Raw genomic sequence first — 1,165 nt, 5'->3', positions numbered from 1 at the left:
TCATGTCCAAGGAAAAGTTCGATCGCAGCCTGCCCCACGTGAACATCGGAACGATTGGGCACGTGGACCACGGCAAGACGTCGCTGACGGCGGCCATCACGAAGGTGCTGGCGAAGTCGGGCGGCGCCACGTTCCTGGCGTACGACCAGATTGACAAGGCGCCGGAAGAGCGTGAGCGCGGCATCACCATCTCCACGGCGCACGTGGAGTACAAGACGAAGAACCGTCACTACGCGCACGTCGACTGCCCGGGGCACGCCGACTACGTGAAGAACATGATTACGGGCGCGGCGCAGATGGACGGCGCCATCCTGGTGGTGTCGGCGGCGGACGGCCCGATGCCCCAGACGCGCGAGCACATCCTGCTGGCGCGCCAGGTGGGCGTGCCCTACATCGTGGTCTTCCTGAACAAGGTGGACCTGCTGGATGACCCGGAGCTGCGCGAGCTGGTGGAGATGGAGGTTCGGGACCTGCTGAAGAAGTACGAGTTCCCGGGCGACAGCATCCCCATCGTCCCTGGCTCCGCGGTGAAGGCGCTGGAGGGTGACACCAGCGAGATTGGCGAGCCGGCCATCCTGAAGCTGATGGAGGCGGTGGACAGCTACATCCCGACGCCGCAGCGCGCGACGGACAAGCCCTTCCTGATGCCGGTGGAAGACGTCTTCTCCATCGCCGGCCGTGGCACGGTGGCGACGGGCCGCGTGGAGCGCGGAATCATCAAGGTGGGCGAGGAAGTGGAAGTCGTCGGCCTGCGCGCGACGCAGAAGACGGTGGTGACGGGCGTGGAGATGTTCCGCAAGCTGCTGGACGAGGGCCGGGCGGGCGACAACATCGGCGCGCTGGTGCGTGGCCTCAAGCGCGAGGACATGGAGCGCGGCCAGGTGCTGGCGAAGCCGGGCAGCATCACGCCGCACACGAAGTTCAAGGCGCAGATTTACGTGCTGTCGAAGGAAGAGGGCGGCCGCCACACCCCGTTCTTCAAGGGGTACCGTCCGCAGTTCTACTTCCGCACCACGGACGTGACGGGCACGGTGAAGCTGCCGGACAACGTCGAGATGGTCATGCCGGGCGACAACATCGCCATCGAGGTGGAGCTCATCACCCCGGTCGCGATGGAGAAGGAGCTCCGGTTCGCCGTTCGCGAGGGTGGTCGTACGGTGGGCGC

1 protein-coding gene is annotated in these 1,165 nt (G+C 66.1%); it reads left to right on the top strand.

From position 1 onward, the window contains the following. Window positions 1-2: 2 nt before the first annotated feature. The coding region (gene tuf / locus D7X32_RS44415) for an elongation factor Tu (RefSeq protein ID WP_120608478.1) at window positions 3-1,165 on the top strand (1,163 nt) is incomplete at its 3' end.

The organism is Corallococcus carmarthensis (assembly GCF_003611695.1).
Taxonomy (GTDB): Bacteria; Myxococcota; Myxococcia; order Myxococcales; family Myxococcaceae; genus Corallococcus; species Corallococcus carmarthensis.
This window is presented reverse-complemented; position numbering and strand designations above follow the sequence as displayed.